General features: G+C 65.9%; 18 protein-coding genes. 10 read left to right on the top strand and 8 right to left on the bottom strand.

The window, feature by feature from the left end:
- The first annotated feature begins 278 nt into the window (after positions 1-278).
- Together ACZ60G_RS30515 and ACZ60G_RS30520 are read left to right on the top strand one after the other, a co-directional pair.
- Positions 279-911 (top strand): TetR/AcrR family transcriptional regulator, encoded by a 633-nt coding sequence (locus ACZ60G_RS30515; RefSeq protein ID WP_465814372.1) that lies wholly within the window; start codon positions 279-281, stop codon positions 909-911.
- Positions 908-2503 (top strand): MDR family MFS transporter, encoded by a 1596-nt coding sequence (locus ACZ60G_RS30520; RefSeq protein WP_465814374.1) that lies wholly within the window; start codon positions 908-910, stop codon positions 2501-2503. Before ACZ60G_RS30515 ends, ACZ60G_RS30520 begins: the two co-directional genes overlap by 4 nt.
- A 70-nt stretch (positions 2504-2573) precedes the next feature.
- Here ACZ60G_RS30520 and ACZ60G_RS30525 read toward each other — a convergent pair whose 3' ends face one another.
- Entirely contained in the window at positions 2574-3005 is a 432-nt protein-coding gene (locus ACZ60G_RS30525; protein ID WP_387284936.1) for a L,D-transpeptidase, read from the bottom strand.
- A gap of 366 nt (positions 3006-3371) precedes the next feature.
- Between ACZ60G_RS30525 and ACZ60G_RS30530 the strand changes: the two genes are divergently transcribed.
- Genes ACZ60G_RS30530 through ACZ60G_RS30545 form a run of 4 tightly spaced genes read left to right on the top strand, consistent with a single transcriptional unit; the run spans position 3372 to position 6085 of the window.
- A complete protein-coding gene (locus ACZ60G_RS30530) occupies positions 3372-3695 on the top strand; it encodes a hypothetical protein (RefSeq protein WP_063038365.1) in 324 nt (107 codons plus the stop codon).
- Positions 3692-3826: a hypothetical protein gene (locus ACZ60G_RS30535; RefSeq protein WP_465814375.1), complete on the top strand. Its 135-nt coding sequence runs from the start codon at positions 3692-3694 to the stop codon at positions 3824-3826. Before ACZ60G_RS30530 ends, ACZ60G_RS30535 begins: the two co-directional genes overlap by 4 nt.
- Complete coding sequence (locus ACZ60G_RS30540) at positions 3823-5112, top strand: hypothetical protein (protein WP_465814377.1); 1290 nt, start codon at positions 3823-3825, stop codon at positions 5110-5112. Before ACZ60G_RS30535 ends, ACZ60G_RS30540 begins: the two co-directional genes overlap by 4 nt.
- Positions 5099-6085 carry a DUF8176 domain-containing protein gene (locus ACZ60G_RS30545; RefSeq protein WP_465814379.1) on the top strand — a complete coding sequence of 329 codons (987 nt, stop codon included), beginning with the start codon at positions 5099-5101 and terminating at the stop codon, positions 6083-6085. Before ACZ60G_RS30540 ends, ACZ60G_RS30545 begins: the two co-directional genes overlap by 14 nt.
- 57 nt (positions 6086-6142) lie before the next feature.
- On the opposite strand, the gene ACZ60G_RS30550 is transcribed toward ACZ60G_RS30545, so the two are convergent.
- On the bottom strand, positions 6143-6652 hold the full coding sequence (locus ACZ60G_RS30550) for a GNAT family N-acetyltransferase (protein ID WP_465814381.1): 510 nt from the start codon (positions 6650-6652) through the stop codon (positions 6143-6145).
- A gap of 325 nt (positions 6653-6977) precedes the next feature.
- Between ACZ60G_RS30550 and ACZ60G_RS30555 the strand changes: the two genes are divergently transcribed.
- Positions 6978-8621 (top strand): acyl-CoA synthetase, encoded by a 1644-nt coding sequence (locus tag ACZ60G_RS30555; protein ID WP_465814383.1) that lies wholly within the window; start codon positions 6978-6980, stop codon positions 8619-8621.
- A 4-nt stretch (positions 8622-8625) separates the two neighbouring features.
- On the opposite strand, the gene ACZ60G_RS30560 is transcribed toward ACZ60G_RS30555, so the two are convergent.
- Entirely contained in the window at positions 8626-9354 is a 729-nt protein-coding gene (locus tag ACZ60G_RS30560; protein ID WP_465814385.1) for an SDR family NAD(P)-dependent oxidoreductase, read from the bottom strand.
- A gap of 188 nt (positions 9355-9542) precedes the next feature.
- Here ACZ60G_RS30560 and ACZ60G_RS30565 point away from each other — a divergent pair, with 188 nt between their 5' ends.
- Positions 9543-10580, top strand: a complete 1038-nt coding sequence (locus ACZ60G_RS30565; protein WP_465814387.1) for an AraC family transcriptional regulator — start codon at positions 9543-9545, stop codon at positions 10578-10580.
- A gap of 246 nt (positions 10581-10826) precedes the next feature.
- Entirely contained in the window at positions 10827-11501 is a 675-nt protein-coding gene (locus ACZ60G_RS30570; protein WP_465814389.1) for a DUF5134 domain-containing protein, read from the top strand.
- Positions 11502-11519: 18 nt separating this feature from the next.
- On the opposite strand, the gene ACZ60G_RS30575 is transcribed toward ACZ60G_RS30570, so the two are convergent.
- Entirely contained in the window at positions 11520-12461 is a 942-nt protein-coding gene (locus tag ACZ60G_RS30575; RefSeq protein ID WP_465814391.1) for an amidohydrolase family protein, read from the bottom strand.
- A 58-nt stretch (positions 12462-12519) separates the two neighbouring features.
- Between ACZ60G_RS30575 and ACZ60G_RS30580 the strand changes: the two genes are divergently transcribed.
- Positions 12520-13044 (top strand): MarR family winged helix-turn-helix transcriptional regulator, encoded by a 525-nt coding sequence (locus tag ACZ60G_RS30580; RefSeq protein WP_465814393.1) that lies wholly within the window; start codon positions 12520-12522, stop codon positions 13042-13044.
- Here the strand turns inward: ACZ60G_RS30580 and ACZ60G_RS30585 are convergent.
- From ACZ60G_RS30585 to ACZ60G_RS30600, 4 genes are all read right to left on the bottom strand, one after another.
- Positions 13034-13735 (bottom strand): PhzF family phenazine biosynthesis protein, encoded by a 702-nt coding sequence (locus ACZ60G_RS30585; protein ID WP_465814395.1) that lies wholly within the window; start codon positions 13733-13735, stop codon positions 13034-13036. The two genes, ACZ60G_RS30580 and ACZ60G_RS30585, sit on opposite strands and share 11 nt — an antisense overlap.
- 38 nt (positions 13736-13773) lie before the next feature.
- Positions 13774-17055 carry a DUF4132 domain-containing protein gene (locus ACZ60G_RS30590; protein ID WP_465814397.1) on the bottom strand — a complete coding sequence of 1094 codons (3282 nt, stop codon included), beginning with the start codon at positions 17053-17055 and terminating at the stop codon, positions 13774-13776.
- Between the two features lie 133 nt (positions 17056-17188).
- Positions 17189-17728: an alkylhydroperoxidase, AhpD family gene (locus ACZ60G_RS30595; protein ID WP_040692625.1), complete on the bottom strand. Its 540-nt coding sequence runs from the start codon at positions 17726-17728 to the stop codon at positions 17189-17191.
- A 50-nt stretch (positions 17729-17778) separates the two neighbouring features.
- Positions 17779-18366 carry a peroxiredoxin gene (locus tag ACZ60G_RS30600; RefSeq protein WP_040692624.1) on the bottom strand — a complete coding sequence of 196 codons (588 nt, stop codon included), beginning with the start codon at positions 18364-18366 and terminating at the stop codon, positions 17779-17781.
- Between the last annotated feature and the right edge of the window lie 64 nt (positions 18367-18430).

The following is an 18430-nucleotide window of genomic DNA, read 5'->3' on the forward strand; positions in this document are numbered from 1 at the left end:
TCGAAAACCCAGTATCAAGTCGATGAATCTTGAGTTATATCGGAGTTAACTCGACCCCGGAGGGCATGCTAATTCTCCTCCCCGCCAAGGAGATTCGCGCATCGGGCTGGTTCGTGGGACGGCACTCGCTCGGGTTGCGCGTAGCTGGTTATTCGCTTTCGGATGGCAGTGGGTCATTTTGCGGCCGGTCGGGCCGGAGTCGTCCGGCCTCGCGGCGCTACAGCATGCCCCGAACTTGCAGTTTCTGAAAAATTGCAGTTTGTGCTACTTTGGCGGACATGTCCAAGATCGAGCGCCCGATCGGGTTGCGGGAGCAGAAGAAACGCCAGACCGAGCTCGATCTCTGCCTTGCCGCGCGTCGGCTCGCGGTCGAGCGCGGGCTGGACGCGACGACCGTCGAGGACATCGCGAGAGCGGTCGGGGTCTCGCCTCGCACGTTCTTCAATTACTACGAGACGAAAATGGACGCGGTAGTTGGGCCGGTCGGCGAGATCGGCACACCGGAGTTGCGCGAGCAGTTCATCGCGGGCGGGCCGAGTGGCGTGCTGATGGACGATCTCACCTGGTTGTTCGTGCACGGCTTCGAATCCGAAACCGAGGTGCGCGAGGGCATCGCGCTGGTTACCGAGATCATCAAGACCGAGCCGCGGGTGCTCGCGGCCTTCGTCGCCTCGGGTGCCCGCTTGCAGAGCGTGATGACCGACCTGCTCTCGGCTCGGCTCGGCAGTGTCGTATCGCCCGAATTCGCAGGTCTGGCAGCCGGATTCATGACGAATATCACCACGCGGGCAGCGATGACCACGGTCGGAGATCCGACCGTGTCGCTGGCGGCGGCAGTACGCGAACACTGCGCAATGGCCGCGCGGCTGTTCGAACAGCATGACGGGAAGAAGGAGAGACGCAAGAGATGACCATCACGGCTGAATCGCCACCCGAGCCGATTGTCCTGACCCAGAAGCGGATCTGGCTCATCTTCGGCGCACTGATCGCGGGGATGTTCCTGGCCAGCCTGGACCAGACCATCGTCGGCACCGCGATGCCGACCATCGTCGGCGATCTGGGCGGCATCTCCCATATGGCTTGGACCGCAACGTCATATCTGCTCGCGACCACCATCATGATGCCGATCTACGGCAAATTCGGCGATCTGTTCGGGCGGCGCTGGCCGTTCCTGTTCGCCATCACGATTTTCACCGTGGCCTCCATCGGCGCCGCCGCCTCGACGAGCTTCTGGGAGTTCATCACCTTCCGCGGCCTCCAGGGCGTCGGCGGTGGTGGTCTGATGATTCTGGCGCAGGCCATCATCGCCGATGTGGTGCCCGCCAAGGATCGCGGCAAATACATGGCCCCGATGGGCGCGGTCTTCGGCATCACCTCGGTCGCGGGTCCGCTGCTCGGCGGCTTCTTCGCCGACCATCTCGGCTGGCGCTGGTGCTTCTGGATCAATGTGCCGATCGGAATTGCCGCACTGTTCATCGCCTTCCGCTACCTGAGCATCCCCAGCCACCGGCCCAAGACCCGGCCCGACTATCTCGGTGTGGTGTTGATGTCGGCCGCGACCACGCTGCTGATACTGATCACCGACTGGGGCGGCAAGCAATACGCTTGGGGCTCAACGGTTATGGTCAGCATGATCGCGGCGTTTGTCGTGGTGGTCGCTGCCTTCGTGCTCGTGGAGGCGCGTGCGGAGGAGCCGATGCTGCCGCTGTGGTTGTTCCGCAATCGCACCTTCGTGCTGACCTCCGCGATCGGCTTCGTGGTCGGCCTTGTGATGTTCGCCGCCCTCGCCTTCATCCCGACCTATCTCCAAATGGCAACGGGCGCTTCGGCTTCGGTATCCGGTCTACTGCTGATTCCGATGATGGTCGGTCTGATGATCGCATTGATCGCCTCGATGACGATGATCACCAAAACCGGCCGCTACAAGCTCTATCCGCCCCTCGGCGCGGTTTTGATGTTCGCGGACATGCTCTGGTTGACCCGCCTGGACGCGGACACCGCGATGTGGGTCGTCTCCGCCATGCTGTTCGTCATGGGCGCGGGCCTCGGCCTGATCATGCAGATCATCGTCCTGGTCGTGCAGAACGCCGTGGCCCCCGACCAAATCGGCACCGCCACCAGCGCCAACAACTATTTCCGCGAAATGGGCGGCGCACTGGGCGTGGCGATTTTCGGCTCCATCTTCACCAACCGTTTGACCGAGGGCCTCACCGATGTATTCGTATCGCACGGGCCCGAAGCCGCAGCGGCGAAGCTGGATCCGAGCGCGCTGGTGCCCTCGGTGGTCAAGCATCTACCCGACGGCCTACACGACGCTATCGTCGGCGCCTACGTGGACGCCTTGGTCCCCGGCTTCTGGTACCTGATCCCGGGCGCGGTAATCGCCTTCGTGCTCGCGCTGTTCATTCCCCATATGAAGCTCTCCGATGAAGCGGGCATGGTCGCCCGCGGCGAGGCGGTCATGGAAGAAGACGCGGATCCACAGCTCGTCGGCGAACACTGAGGCAGGCGAGGAGGACATGAGAAGGGCCCGGGCGGAATCCGCCCGGGCCCTTCCATGCGCAAATCCGTTGTCATGGTACGACTTCGACCACGTCGCCGGGGTTGAGATAGCGGTATGTCGCTTCGGCGCCCTCGGGAGTCATCCGGATGCAGCCGTGCGACTGCTCCTCGATGGGGCCGATATGGGTGGCGATATCGCCGTTGAAGAAGACCGCCCACTTCATCGGAGCGTTGTGCATGGTGCTCCAGAAGTCTTCCCGCTTGAACGCGACCTTGAAGACGCCGGGCGGCGTCTCATATCCGGGCCGACCGTGCGAGATCGGCGTCGGACCGTAGGTGACCTTGCCGTTGTCCATCAGCCAGGCCTCGTTCGTCGAGAGCCGCATGCACATGCGTGCGGTGGTGCCACACGGTGCGACGATCGGAACCGGCGGGATGATCGCCGGTGAGCCGATATCCGGTCCACCGGGCCACAACGGTTCGGCCTGTGCCGTCCCCGCCATCAGGAGACCTGCGGAAACGGCACCGACGAGTAAAGCGGATCTGACCGACCATTTTCGAAAACGTTTGCTGTTCTTCACGCTTATGACCCCTCTAACCCTTGCCGGCACCCTGCGCGGGGATCGCCAGGGTGATGATGGGACCAACTCCGTCGCTACAAGCATAGAACCGGCGCGAGGTGAAAGTGATCATTTCCGCATTCGACCTCGGTCTCTGCGGAAGTGGACCGGTGTCGGCATAAGCGACCGATCCGACGACATAGACTCCAGCGGAACGAAAGGATCCGCGCGCGCATTGCCCGGGTCCCAAGTACGCTCGAAGTGTCGAAATGTGACGCGACAGATTGGTTTCCGTATTAAGGGGGAACAGTGGACGCGCTGAAGCTCGACCCGGCGGCGATGGCCGCCTACACCACGATCGCGAATACGGTGTCGCAACAGCTGGCCTCCGCGTCGGCGGTCGCGGGTGGCGCGGTGAATCCCGAGCGACTGGTCGCCGACCTCGGTCAGGTCGGTGCCGGATTCGTGGCCCGGTTCACCGAGAAGGTGAACGAACACGTGCAGGCGCTCTCGACCGCAGGGCAACTGGTCGCCGCCTACGGGCAGGTGCTGCGCGACTACAGCGCGGACATGCAGGGTATCGATGTCGATTCCGCGGGCGCCCTTGCCCGGCAAGGAGAGGCGCTGCCATGAGCGAACCAACTGAATACGGCGTCGCGCAGCGATTCGATGAGGGGCGGTGGTCGGGCCACGGCTGGGCGCGAATCAGGTGCCAGCGTGCACGGCACATGGCGGAGCCGAGCGTCAGCGAGGCGCAGGCATGAGACGACTGCTTCGACGGCGGCCAACGAACAACGCGGCCGATACTCCTGCCAGCACGCCCATCGATCCGAATGTGGATCCGCCGATCGTTGCGGCGCTGGTCGAGCCGCTGCTGCAATTGCGCGCGTCGCTCGGCAGCGGCGTCGCGACTCCGGACCAGTCCGTCGTCAACGCGCTGTCCACCGCGTCCACCCAGGCCGCCGATGCCGAGGGCCCGCACCGCGAGGGCCTGCACGCCCTTGAATCGACATGGACTTCCCGCGCCGCCGACGATGCCGTTCCGGCATTGCGCACCACGCAAACTCAGATCGGTGATATCACCGATCGCGGACCCGAGTACCTGTCGGTGCTCGGCGATGCCCATGCCACCAGCGCCCGTGCCGCGCAGAAGGTGGATCAGATCATCGCGGACTTTCGTCGCGACGCCAAGCAGATCATGAGCACCGCGAGCGCGTCCTCGGATTCCGACGCGGTGATCGCGCGAGCGACCCAGGCGCTGCGCGACGCGGTTACCGCGGTCAGCACGGCGCAGTCGGAAATGGATGATCACACTGCGCGGTTGGATGCGATGGGACCGCTCACGGTGACCACACCGCAGGGTGTCGGTACCACCCAGCAGACGGTCGTGCCGGGTACGACGAACGGCGTGACCACGGCGGGGGTGACCACAACGACGCCACTGGATCCGGTGCAGGCGGCCCAACTCCAGTTGCAGCAGTACCTGATCAACGCGGGCGTTTCGGTCGGCACCGCGGCCATCGATGCCGGGGTCAATATCGGCACCCACCTGATCGATAAGATCGCCGAAGTCGGCACGCACGCCATGGATACCGTGGCCGCGTCCGCGGATAAGGTCATCGATAAGGCGATTCCCGAACTCATCCACCCGGGCAGCACCACGAATTCGCCCACGGGCGGTGACAGCGCGAGCAAGCCAACGAATGTGATCGACTTCGGTGGTGGATCGGGGCAGTCGTCCAAGCCCGCGCCGAATATCGGAACCAACTCGGTGATCCCGCCGAGCCTGGACGGCCCGACCGCGACGAGACCCGCGCCCGCACCCGCGCCGCAGGCACCGGCCGCGAGCGCGGACACGCCGCCGTCGCGCCCGTCCGGGCCGGAGCCGACGAATCAGCCCGGCACCACCGGTGGTCTCGCGATGCCGCCGTCGTCGCAGTCGGATGAGGACCGCCGCCCGCGCGACGGTCAACTCGGCGTCACCGTGCCGACCGTATTGGCGACCGTCCCGCCAGCGGTGATCGGCGAATTCGACGATGACGAGCTCTGATTCCGGCTCCTCGAGCCAGAACCAGGGCAATCCGTTCGACACCGGGCTGCCCATGGTCCGGCCCGCCGCTCCGGCCCCGAAACGGCGCCGCCGTCCGAACGCACGCCGCGGTTCGGGCCAGCCCCGGACACCGCTGGCCGATGCGCTCGATCCACCCGAGCGGCCGCGCCGTCCTCGGCCGGCCGGGGATTGGCAGGAGTGGCTCGAACCCCAGCGCCCCGCGGCGGCCCCACCGGAGGCGGATCGCAGTCGGCCTCCGACGCGCGCGGTCGAAGCCGAGTCCGAGCTACCGGCGGAGACGAGTTCGGTCGTACCGACGATCATCGATCGGTCCGGTGGCAATCCCGGTCCGGCACTGCGTCATCCGCCACGCCGTCGCGATCCGCAACCGACCGGTGGCGGCAACCGAGTCGTCGCGGTGCTGATCGTGCTCGGCGTGGTGTTGGCGGTGGTCTCGGTGCTGATGTTCGTCTTCGGCGGCTCGGGCGATCACAAGCGACCGGCCGCGGCGACAACACGAGCGGCCGCCCAGGGGACTGGTGGGCGCGCCCCAGCGACCACGGCACCCGGTGACCAACCGTCCGCGGTCGCCACCCCGGGCTGCGAACAGCGGCGCACCGGTGATGTCATCTCCGGCACCGATCCCGGCGGCACCAGCGATGGGCCGTCGGCGATCCTCGCGTTCGAACGTGCCTACTATGTGCAGCGTTCCGGATTCGCCGCGCGCGGCGTAGTCGCCAATGATGCGAATGTGCCCGCCGCCGACCAGATTCAGCGCGGAATCAACCAGGTACCGATCGGCACCCTCTACTGTGTGCAGATCACCCGCGCGGGCAGCGATGCGGGGGAGGCGCACTGGGAGGTCCGGCTGACCCAGCAGCGTCCGAGCGAGCAGCCGCAGACCTTCACGCAGATCATCACGACGCGAACGGCGGGCAATCGCACGCTGATCACCGCGATCAACGCGGGCTGACGGTCCGATCCACCAGGCTTCGATGGGCGCTGAGGGCCTGCGCTCCGACGCGTGGAATCAGAGGGTGCGCGTCATGAAGACGCTGTGCGGATCCTCGACGTAATCGGCGAAGGGTGCGCAGATCTCGAATGCGTGGCGGGCGTAGAGCCGCTGTGCGGGGGCGAAGTAGTCGGAGGCTCCGGTCTCCAGGCTGAGTCGCTGGTAGTTGCGTGCGCGGGCCTCGGCGATGAGATGGTGCAGCAGGGCTGAGGCGATGCCGCGGCCGGTGCGATCGGTGGCGGTACGCATCGACTTGATCTCGCCGTGGGTGGGGTCGAGTTGTTTGAGTGCGCCGCAACCAGCGAGTTCGTCGTCCTCCCAGGCGCTCCACAAAGTGACGTCCGGGCGGCGGAGCGCATCCAGGTCCAGTGCGTGCACGCTGTCTTCGGGCGAGTTGTCGTGCATCTCGGCCAGATGCTGGGTGAGCAGGGTAGCGACTTCGGGACCGGACAGATCATCGACGACGATCCGCAGCGCGGCGGCGGGTGCGGTTGGGGTCGGTAGGCGGTCGCCGATATCGCTGGACATCCGTCCATCATGGATTGTGCCTGCATCGGACCTGCTGTCTGGGTCGGTGCTCGACGAATCCGCCGGAGACCCTTTACTGTGAGGGCACTCGCCCTCACCCAGGTGGACCACGATGCCGATACTCGAGAAGTACGCGCCGCGCACGGATAGTGCATCGACTGGGCCGCGCCGACTGCCGGCACCCCTGGGCGCCGTCGTCAGCCGAGCGGGGCGCACCGCCGCGTTCAGACGAATCGGGCCGCACGGCGGCGGTGTCAGAATCGGCTGCGGCCGAAGGGATTCGGGTCGGCGAGCGGTTCGACGAGATTCGCGTCAGGATCGAATCATGAAGTTTGCGAACAAGGTCGGGGCGCTGGCCGCGGCTGCGGCACGTCGGGCCGCCGATGAGACCTATTACGCCGCGTTGACGGTGCGTGCCGGACTCGCGACTCCCGAACGCCCGGATCGACTCGCCCTCATGGGTGCCGCGGTGCTGCGCTCCGGACTGCTCGGCGGGCTGACAACGGTTGCCGCCCTGCGCTATCGCGATCGCGCCGCCATCATCGATGAACTCGGTCGCGTCAGTTTTCGTGAACTCGACGAGCGCAGCACCGCGCTCGCTAATGCCTGGCGGGCGCGCGGACTACGTGACGGCGAGGGTGTCGCCATCCTGGCGCGCAACCACCGCGGCTTCCACTACGCGGTCTTCGCCGCCGCGAAATGCGGTGCGCGAATCATCTTGCTCAATACCGATTTCGCGGCGCCGCAACTGCGCGAGGTGGTGACCCGCGAGGGCGCCGATCTGCTGATCTTCGACGACGAATACGCGAGTATGCTCGGCGATTTCACGCCGCGCCGGGGACGCTACCGCGCCTGGGCCGATAAACCGGGCGTCGACACCATCGACAATCTGATCGCGGGTGCGGCGCGCACACCACCGCGTAGGCCGCGCACCGCCCCGCGCATCATCCTGCTGACCAGCGGGACGACCGGCACCCCGAAAGGTGCGCCGCGCAGCAGCGAGCCGGCCTCACTGTCGCCGCTGGGCGCCATCCTCGGCAAGGTGCCGTTCCGTGCCCGCGAAATCACCGAATGCCCTGCGCCGCTATTCCATACGCTCGGATTCGCGCACGCCGTCCTCGCGGTCGGCTTCGGTTCCACGCTGGTGATCCGGCGGCGCTTCGATCCCCGGGAGGTGCTGGACAGCCTGGACCGCCACGGTGCCACGGCCATGGTCGCGGTGCCGGTAATGCTGCAGCGACTCGTCGACACCGGACCGAAAGCTTTTGCCGGGCGGGATCTTTCGCGGTTGCGGATCATCTTCGTCGCGGGCTCGCAGCTGGGTGCGGACCTGTGCATCCGGGTGACCGACGCATTCGGGCCGGTGGTGTACAACGTTTACGGCTCCACCGAGGTGGCCTACGCGACTATTGCGACACCTGCGGATCTGGCGGTCGAGCCCGGCTGCGTCGGCTCTCCGGTGCCGAGCACGACCGTGAAGATCTTCGACGACGACGACCGAGAGGTGAGCCCCGGCACTACCGGACGCATCTTCGTCGGCAACAACTACCAATTCGAGGGTTACACCGGCGGTGGTGACAAGGCGCGCATCGGACGGTTGATGTCCACCGGGGATGTCGGCCATTTCGACAGTGCTGGAAGACTCTTCATCGATGGACGCGATGACGACATGATCGTCTCCGGCGGCGAGAACGTCTTTCCTGGTGAGGTGGAGGAGCTGCTCGCCGCGCATCCGGCCGTGGCCGAGGTCAGCGCATTCGGCGTATCGGACGATCGATACGGTCAGCGCCTGCGCGCGGTAGTCGTTGTCCGCGAAGGGTATTCGCTCACCGGGGACGAGGTGCGCGAGCACGTGAAGACGCATCTGGCCCGCTTCAAGGTCCCGCGTGACGTGCTGTTCGTCGACGAACTCCCGCGCAACCCCACTGGAAAGGTACTCAAACGGGTCCTGCGGGAGCTCCCGGCCTGACGGCTCACATACTGCCGAGCATCCGCCGCATCGTATGACGCAACTGCGCCGGATCCGGCATCGCGGTACGGAACCACCCGGTCGGCGGCACCACCACCAGTCCGCCGCGCCGGTGTTCGACACAGTCGACGATCGCGTCCGCCACCGCCTCCGGATCGGGTGCGTAACCGGGCGCGATGGTGCTGACCAGTACGCCCTGTTCGGCGAGTCCGCGATGCAGTGCGGTACCGAGTCCGACCACCGCGTGCTTGGTCGCGCAGTACACCGCGGCGCCGAGTGCGGCCGTGACGCCGATGGCGGAACCGATATTGACGATATGTCCGTGGCCCTGTTCGACGAAACGCATTCCGGCGAGCCGGGATCCGGTGATCACCGCACGGAGATTGATATCTATCTGCCGATCCGATTCGTGAACGGATTCGGCTAGAAACGAACCGGTTGGTTCGACATCGGCGGCATTCACCACGACATCGAGACCGCCCAGCCTGCGTTCGGCGGTCGCCAGGAATTCGGCGAAGCTCACGCCGTCGGTGACCTCGACAGGAAGGCCGACGGCGTCGGCAACATGAATCCGGTTGAACTGGGCGGTGATTGCACGCACTTTGCCGATGTCCGCGTCACCGATCGCCACATCGGCACCGACGGCCAGGAAGGCCAGTGCGGCCTCCTTGCCGATACCGTAGGTGCCGCCCGTAATCGCGACGCGCGTGCCGATAAGGGTCTTTCTCGGCATGTTGTTCTCGCCTACCTTGGTCTTCGCTCGACGATAGCTATGACGGTAGGTATGCGATAGTGCCTTTGCCATGCGATATCGGGTCATGAGATTGCGCATACCGGTCAGCTCGAGCCGAACTCGCTTGGTATATACGATGTTCGGCCAAAACCTGGCGAGTATCGGCCAGCAGCGCTCACGATGTATTCGTGGCCTCATGGGAGTGGCGGCGGTCGGTGGCGAATGCGGCGATCCTTGCCGAGCTCGCCGATGATCACAATCTGACGCGCCCGGACCTCCTGTGCGGCACCGGTATCGATCCGGTGGTGTTGAAAACGCCCGGCGCGGAGATCACTGCGGCGCAGGAACTTCTACTCGTCCGCAATCTCGTCACTTTGCTCGACGACCAACCGGGACTTGGCTTCGAGGCGGGTATGCGCACGCGCATCACCACCCACGGCGTACTCGGTATGGCGGTGCTGAGCAGTCCGACCATGCGTTCGGCCATCGATGTCGCGATGCGCTATTTCAGCATGATGACCTCGTTCGCGCGGGCCTGGCACGTTTATCACGGCGACGAGATCTGGCTCTACGGCGACGATCGGGATCTGCCCGAAGATTTGCGCGCCTTCCTGGCCGAACGCGATGTGGCGGCCCTGCTCTATAACTGGTATCTGGTGTTCGGGGTGCCGCCGCCGGTGGTTCGGGCCGAGGTTGCCGGTGGGCTGCTGTCCCGAATGCGGCCGATACTGGAGCAATTCGAGATTCCCAGCATCGAATCCGCGGAGCTCCAGCTCGCGGTTTTCGACGCCACCGATATCGACCGACCGATGCCCAATGCCAGCCCGCTCACCGCGCTGATGTTCGAGGAGCAGTGCGCCGATCTGCTGCAGCGCCGAGGTTTGCGGCAGGGCCTTGCCGGTTCGGTGCGCGAGGTGCTGCTGCATCAGATGAACGGGCGCATCACTCAGGAGAATGTGGCCGAACGTCTGCACATGAGCCTGCGCACAATGCGACGCCGACTAGCCGACGAGGGCACCTCCTACCGGCGACTGTGCGTCGAAACCTACGGCACCCTCGCCGAGGAACTGCTCGCCACCGGTCTCACCGTCGAAGACGTCGCGTACCGCATGGGCTACTCCGGCGCCCCGAGCTTCTCCAACGCTTTCAAACAATGGCGCGGCATTTCACCCGGCCGCTTCGCCCGAGCCGCCAACGAGCGCCTCCGCCCCAGCGTCGCACACTAGCCCGCATTCCTTGGCTGCCACGCCATTTCGTCGCGGGCGACCAAGATCAGGTGGAACTGGTGGCGTAAGGTCCTCGCGTTTTGCCGCCGTGGTTTCCACGTGATCATTCGTCCAGCGGGTGCCTCGGGGCCCGCGTCGTAAGGAGTGTGCAGGGAGAGGAGGGGGTGTGGGAGTGAGGAAATGGCGGTGGGTGGGGTGTTGGGGTGCGAGCATGGAGGGGAGGATCTGGGTCGGGAGGTGGGTGTGGTGGAGTTCGCGCAGGACTATGCGGCATTGCGGTGGTCGGTGGTGGTGGCGTTTCTGTTCGCGGCCGCGGTGGTGCTCGGGCGGTTGACGGCATCGGCCGGCGTCGGTGGGGCCGAACCCGTTCGCCTGCAAGCAGATTCGCTCAGCATGAATGCGGCGGCATGTCATGAGTCCGATGCCGCCCATCTGATCATGTGCATGGTCATGCTTGCGATGCTGGTCTTTCCGATGGGAGCGGATCCGGTCGTGCTGCGCGGTGTGCTGATCGCGCTCATCATTGTCTTCGCGGCCTTGCTGGTAGATCGAATTATGCAGTGGCGCAATATAACTCGTGTGCTGCCCGATGATCGAATGGTCGCCCTCGGATATCACATCGCCGTCGCGGCCGCCATGCTGTACTCGATCGCGGGACACGGTGCGGGCATGCACGCCGACGGGCCGGCACTCGGACCGGCGCTGACACTGACCGTGCTCTTCACCGCCGATGCGCTCGGCCTGATCGTCGCGGCGAGTACCGGCCGTTGCCGGCGCTGGCTCGGCCACCCGATCGGCATCCGAGCCGACCCGCAGCAGTCGACTTCTTTCATCGGCCGGGCATTGACATCGGCACTCGTGCCCCACCTCGTCATGGACCTGGGCACGGCCTACATGTTGATCGCCGCTGCCTCCGGATAAGCCCGCGTTGTTGTCCGATCAGGCTGCTGAGAGACGTGGAAACAGGGCCTCGGCGCTACCGCGATTGATCGCGTCGAGCTGGCCGGGTTCGAAGCCCTCGTAGCTGTCCAGCAGAGAGTCGAGGAGATCGCCGCTTCCCTCCGGGGCGAAGGGAAAGTCGCTGCCGTAGCAGATGTGTCCCGGCGCGGCGAAGGCCAGCAGGGAGGGTAAGGCCGACGGCGTGGTGGACAGTGCGGTGTCGAAGTAGAAGCGCTGCAGGTCCGTCAGAACGCCCATGGGCGTTATGCCGGGGTTGAACTGTGCGCCGCCGGTGAACCGCCAGGCTGCGTAAGGCAGGAAGCCGCCCGCGTGCGAGAGGATCACCTTCATCCGGGTGTGCCGGCTCATCACGCCGTTGAGCGTCATATGCACGGCGGTGCGGGTGGTGTCGAAAGGGAAGTCCAGCAGGGGACTCGGCATACCCTCCAGCATCGGCATCGGCGGGGCGGTGGGGTGGATGAAAACCACCGCGGCGCGAGCGTCGAGCTCGGCCCAGAGCGGCTCGAACTCCTTGTGGCCGAGGTAGCGGCCGTAGTAGTTGGATAGCAGCACCACACCGTCGGCGTGCAGTTCGTTCAGCGCGTAGGAGGTTTCGGCGATCGCGCCCTCGACGTCCGGTAGCGGGAGACTCGCGAAGAAGCCGAAGCGGTCGGGCCGGTCCTTGGTCAGCTCCGCGCTGTACTCGTTGATGTCGCGGGTGATCGCGCGGGCCTCCGCGTCGTCGCCGAAGTGGGTGCCCGGTGAGCTGATCGAGAGGATGCCGGTAGCGATCGACCGGCGGTCCATCATCGCGATCGCACTCTCGGCATCCCAGGCGGGTGTGGGCCAACCCCCGGCCGTCTCTCCATGACGGTCCATTGCTTCCCGGTAGGCAGGCGGGATGAGGTGCTGGTGGACGTCGATCCGGGATGGAGAGGCCATTTTTCACTCGCTTACTAATATTTAGCTTGCTAATTATTGTGATGCTAGGCTAGCAGGCGTGGCAAATACGGGCAATGTCCAGCAGATCTCGATGGATGCCGACGTAACCGGGGAGGAGATCGCGCAGGCGGCCGACGCGTTGTTCGTCGCCATGCGGCGGGCCCGTTCGGCGGGCGCCGAGCAGATCGGTGGACTCTCCCTGGCCCAGGTCGCACTCTTGGAACCGCTGGCCGGGGAGGCGGACATCCCGGTGGGACGGCTGGCGAGCAACGCGGACGTCAGCGTGCCCACCGCCACCCGCATGTTGCAGCAACTGGAGGCGAAGGGTGTCGTCGTGCGCCGCCGATCCGCGGAGGACGCGCGGCGAGTCCTGGTGAGCCTCACCGACGACGGCGCCGAGCGGCTCGCTTTGCTCCGGACCCGACTGCGCGAGCGCCAGCTGCGCGCCTACGAGGCGTTCATGCCCGGCGAGCGGGTCCAGCTCGTCACGCTGCTGCGCCGCCTCGCCGAACTCGTCTCCGATTCCGACCGCCACCCGCGGCCGCCGGATCAGGTCGTTGGATACTCGCGGTCTACAGGTTGACGACCGAGTCGGCGACCACGCGGCCGCCGAGTCGGACCCAACCGTCGGAGTCCCATTCGGTGAAGATCTGCGAGCCCTTGCCCTGGGTGATGATCAGGCCGCGGCGCAGCAGGGCGGTGAGGGCGACGGCGGCGGCTCCGGTGGCTTCGTCCTCGGGTACGCCCATGGCGGGGGCGAACATGCGCGAGCGCAGAGCACCGCGGTGCTCGTCGGTCCAGGTCCAGAGGTAGTGCGAGCCGCTGTCGAAATCGTCGGGGCGCAGATTCGCCAGCTCGTCGAGGTCGTCGAGCTGGTGAAAGGTGAAGTCAGGGGCCCATTCGCCGCGTGCCTTGATCCAGACCATGCCGTCGGAGAGTTCAACGGTGACGGGACCCGCCGACACCTGCAGAATCCGCACCGGCCGGCCCTGCTCGGCGAACCACCAAGCGGTGCCCACCGACGGATGCCCGGCGAAGGGCAGCTCCACCGCGGGGGTGTAGATCCGCACCCTGGCTACCTCGTCGACGGGATCCTCGACAACGACGGTCTCGCTGTACCCGGCCTTCGCCGCCAGCGCCTGGTGGTCGATCTCGGCGACATCGGCGGCGCGAGCGATGCCGAGCTCGTTGCCGCCTCGCCCGGTCGGGTCCGTGAAAACGCGCACGACCTCGACCCGCGTACCGATGGCCTCTGGTTCACCCTGTGTGCCCATGTTCGCGAGCCTACCGGCCTCCAAAAGGTCCAGTGCTGTCAACGCGGGCCGCAGAGCCAGGCGAGATCACGCAGGATCTCCGACACGGTCACCGGGCCGAGGTCGGCGAAGGTGGGGCCATTGCGGCCTGCGAGCGCGGCGTACCTGAGCTCGTGCACGGGCGCGACCGGTTCGAACGGCTCCATGCCCGGATCGATCCCGATACTGAAAACCCGATCGTCGGGGAGCCGCTTGTCGAAGGTATCGATGCGACCGCCGTCGCCGCGTTCGGGTGGATTCCAGCCGCGGTTGGTCAGGCCGTGGATACGGCCGAGGGGAACAGTGGCATTCGCCGGGATCGGTACCCAGGAATCGGCGAGCAGTTCCGGATCCGGCTGGTGCACCTCCCGGCCGATCTGTGGAAATGGTTGCAGGAGTTCGTAATCGGCGAGCACATCGGCCCAGGCGGCGGTCAGTTCGGCGCCCAGGTGGAGGGGATGGGCGATACCGATGACGGCATCCTCGGCGACTTCGAGTGTGGCGTCGTCGGCGTCGGCGAAGGTGTCGTCCTCGGCGATGCGGAACGAGTCGAGCACCTGGCCGTCGCGATAGGTCGCCCAGATCAGGCGGCGGGTCACGTTGATGCGCACCGGATGTGCGATGAACAGGGTGTGTAGTTCATCGAGGGTGAAGCGGCGTTCGGTGACCATGGCGCGTTCGAGCCGCCGAATCTGATCGGCGGCGAACTTCTTGACCGACTTGCGGATCGAGCGATAGGTCGCGGTCGCGTCGGCGGCCGAGTATTCGTCGTCGCGCACTCCGGCCTTGGGCAGTGCCTTGTAGCGGGTGCCGTCGGTACCGGTAATGGTGGGGCGCAGCTGTTCATCGAAGCCGAGCACGAATTGGCGCGGCCCGAAGTCCAGCAGCGCCGTACCGTCGGGGCGCAGCCCGAGATCGGGAACCAGGCGGTCGGCGAGTTGATCCTCGCTCAAACCCAATTCGTCCGCGACATCGGTGACCCGGATCTGCGCCGCATCCCGGACCGCCGCGTTTCGGCCCTTTTCGTTCAAGGTGATCAGCGCCGACAAGGCGTGGTCGGTACCGATGGCGGCGAGGGTGTCGAGCGCATTGTCCTTGGCCCCGCTCCACAGGATATTCGGCAGCAGCTCCTCGACCGTCTCGTCATTTCCGAAGGCAGCCAGCACTTCCCAGACCCAAGTGTCCTTCGACGGCGCACCCGCCCTGGTCCACTGGCTGTGGATCGCACCGGCCGCGGCGGCAAGACTCGCCGCATCGCAATCTTCGCGAACCCGTGCCAGCGCGGCATGCGGCGCTCCGGGGTCCGACAGCATCATCAACGTAACGAGATTGGCGACCGCCTCGGGCGGCAGCGCGTGGGCGCCGGTCAGCCCGATCGTGGGCAGCTCCGAGATCGACAACCATTGCGGGAGAACCGGAATCCGCGCGGGCACGACCTCGGCGGGATCGGTATCGAGCAATTCGCGTACCGCCGCAGTGGCGTCATATGCGGTCGCGGCGGCGATGACGGCATCGGTGTGACCGAGTGTGACGAGGGTGCGCAGAGCCGCCGCATGCGTGCGTCTTGCCTTGCGCGCCTTGCCGATCGCTCCCGGAATGAACGCGGTCGCGGCGTAGGCGGGATGGCGGCGCAACCAGTCCAGCGCGATGCGGCGGCGCGAGCGCATGCGCAGCCAGTCCACGACCAGTCCGGCGACGGCCGGACTTTCGAAAGGGGCGATCGCCGCAGCGTGGTCGCGTGGTCGCTTCGTGACGGTGTCGATGACCAGATCGTGCGTAGCGGCGCCGTGTTTTGCCGTGAGTGCGAGCAGGGGAGTGGCGGACCAGAGTCCCCAGCCCACGGTGCTGGTGCGCAGGTACGGTTCCGCGATCGCGAAATCGACCTGGGCGAGTGCGTGCAGTGTCCAGTCGTTGACAAAGTCATTGCCCGGCGGAATGCGCTCGAGCCGCTCGCGTATCTCGTCCACGGACAGCGTGCCGACGCTGTCGAGCCATTTCTCCCGTTCGCCATCGCGCCACGAAATAGCAACGCCTGCGGGTACTTCGAGAGCTACTGCGGCAGCAGGCCTGCGACGCGGTCGTTGCCATGGCGGTGTGCTCAGGATCGCGGGAACGAGTTGGGCGGGAGTCGTATCGGCCGTCTGCTCTCCGGGCAGACTCTCGGTGATCAACTGCTGTGCGGATTCGGGCAGTTCCTCGCGCATGGCGACGGCGAGTTCGGGATGGCGGCGGACGTGCTGGCAGAAGTCGTCGGCGTTCTCTCGCCGGGTGGTCCGTGCGCCGAGCACACGCATGGCGCGAGACGGAAACCGTTCGGTCGAGGCGAGCAGCGCCGCGGCGGTCACATTGCGCCACGAATGCCTGGCCAGGAAGTCCATAGCTTCGTCAGTGGGGAGGCGGGCTAGCATGCGCGACAGGGTCTCCGGTCCAGGAGCGGAGCTGTTGCCCTGACCGGCCTCCCACAGTCGTGTGAGGACCGAAGTGGCGTCGGGGCCGAGATGTGCTGCGACACTGTAGATCAGCGATTTGTTGTCGCGCAGGAGATGCCAGTGCCAGCCGAGCAGATCGAGTATGCGGTGCGCGTGCGCCGCATCGGTCACCGAGGCGAGCAGGAATATCGATCCGAAGCTGTCGGTGAGTTTCGGGTCGGCGAGATCGGTTGCGACCCAGTCCTGTTCGGTGGGGAACAGGTATGAGGTGAGCAACCGGATCGCGAGCGGCCCGCGGCGCAGCTGCCGCGCCTGGTCGAGGGCATCGGCGTAGTCCATCTCCGCGGTGGCGGCCAGCAGGGTGCGCAGTCGCCGGACCAGGGTGGCGGGCGGATCGCAAGAACTCGACACCAGAACACGATTCGATTGCCCGCCCCAGGTATTGGATGCTTCCGCATGGATGCCGGTCAGTGCGGCCACGGTCGCCACGGCACAGCCGAGACCGTGGGTCGCGACCAGATAATCGGCCAGATCCGCGTGGTCGTCGTAGTAGCGGCCGAGGGCATCGGCATCCCAAAGCTTCGCGTCCATACCGATCGCGGCGCACACGGCCGCGCCGAGCGGGTCGGCACGTCGATCTTCCAGGTATCGCGCACCCCGCTCGGCGAGCACCTTGTGCGAGCCGGAATGGCCCATGATGGCGCGGATCCGATCCGCGGACTGCGCCAACTTGTCGGAGATGGTCTGTGCCGCAGCCGTATTCACGGCAACCTTCCGTGCGGGCCATCGGCCGCGGAACGGATCGGTTTTCGACCACCAGGCAGCGGGTACCACCCAGATGTCCTCATCGGTCGGCGGCGTGCGGACAGCCATCGGCCTGCTCCCTTGTTCACGAGGTGCGTATCGCGGACAGGCTAGCGAGCCGCTCCGACACGTGCCGGTCGGCGCGGAAAAGGCAACGGCCCCGTCCACTCGGACGGGGCCGCTGCGTGTTTCCGGTGAGATATCAGACCGCGGCGGTGGCCAGCGTCTCCGTGGATTGCACCGCCTGGCCGACCCCGGCGACGATCGCGGCGGCGCGCAGCGATTCGAAGATCACCTCACGCGAGACGCCTGCCTCGCGCAGGGTCTTCTCGTGCGCCTCCAGACAGTGCGCACAGCCGTTGATCGAGGAGACCGCGAACGACCACAGCTCGAAATCGGCCTTGTCGACACCCGGGTTGCCGATGATGTTCATCCGCAGACCGGCACGCAGATCGTCGTAGCGGCCCTCCAGAAACGCTTTGCCCCGGTAGAACACATTGTTCATGCCCATGATCGAGGCGGCGCCGAGTGCGGCGTTGTAGGCCTCCGCGGACAGATTGTCCGCGGCTTCCTCGGCGATTTCCCGCAGCGTCGTCGCCGACCGGGTCGCGGCCGCCGACGCGAGCAGCGTGCCCCACAGCTGCTGTTCGTTCAGCACAGTGGTGCGTGCGATGGACGACAGATTGAGCTTGAGGTCCTTTGCGTACTCGGGAAGGGAGTTCTTCAGGGTCTCAATGCTCATTCGGCGAATCCTCTTCTCGTTCGGGGTTTTTCAGGTGGTTCGGATAACGCTCAGACGCTCGCGGCGAGCAGTTCGCCCGCGTTGATGGTCGGATCGCCCTTCTTCCAGTTGCAGGCGCACAGTTCATCGGACTGCAGTGCGTCCAGCACGCGCAGCACCTCGTCGACATTGCGGCCGACCGAACCCGCGGTCACCGAGACGAACTGGATCTCGTTGTTCGGGTCGATGATGAAGGTGGCGCGGTCGGCGACGCCGTCGGCATTGAGAACGCCGGTGGCGGAGGCCAATTCGCGCTTGAGGTCGCTCAGCATCGGGAACGGGAGGGTCTTGAGATCCTCGTGCTGGGCGCGCCACTGGAAGTGCACGAACTCGTTGTCGACCGAGGCGCCGAGCACCTGCGCGTCGCGGTCCTCGAACTCCTCGTTGAGCTTGCCGAAGGCGGCGATCTCGGTCGGGCATACGAAGGTGAAGTCCTTGGGCCAGAAGAAGACGATGCGCCACTTGCCGGCGTGGTCGTCGGAGGTGATGCGGGTGAAGTAGTCGTCAGGCTGCTGAGCGTCGACCTTCGACAGGTCACCGCCGATCACCGCGGTGAGGTTGTATGCCGGGAACTGGTCGCCGATGGTCAGCAAAGCCATGCTTGTCTCCTCGTCAGTCGGTTTGCTAGAGCGAGTGGATCGAAAGCTCACTGGTGATCTTGCC

The organism is Nocardia sp. NPDC102475, assembly GCF_055584605.1.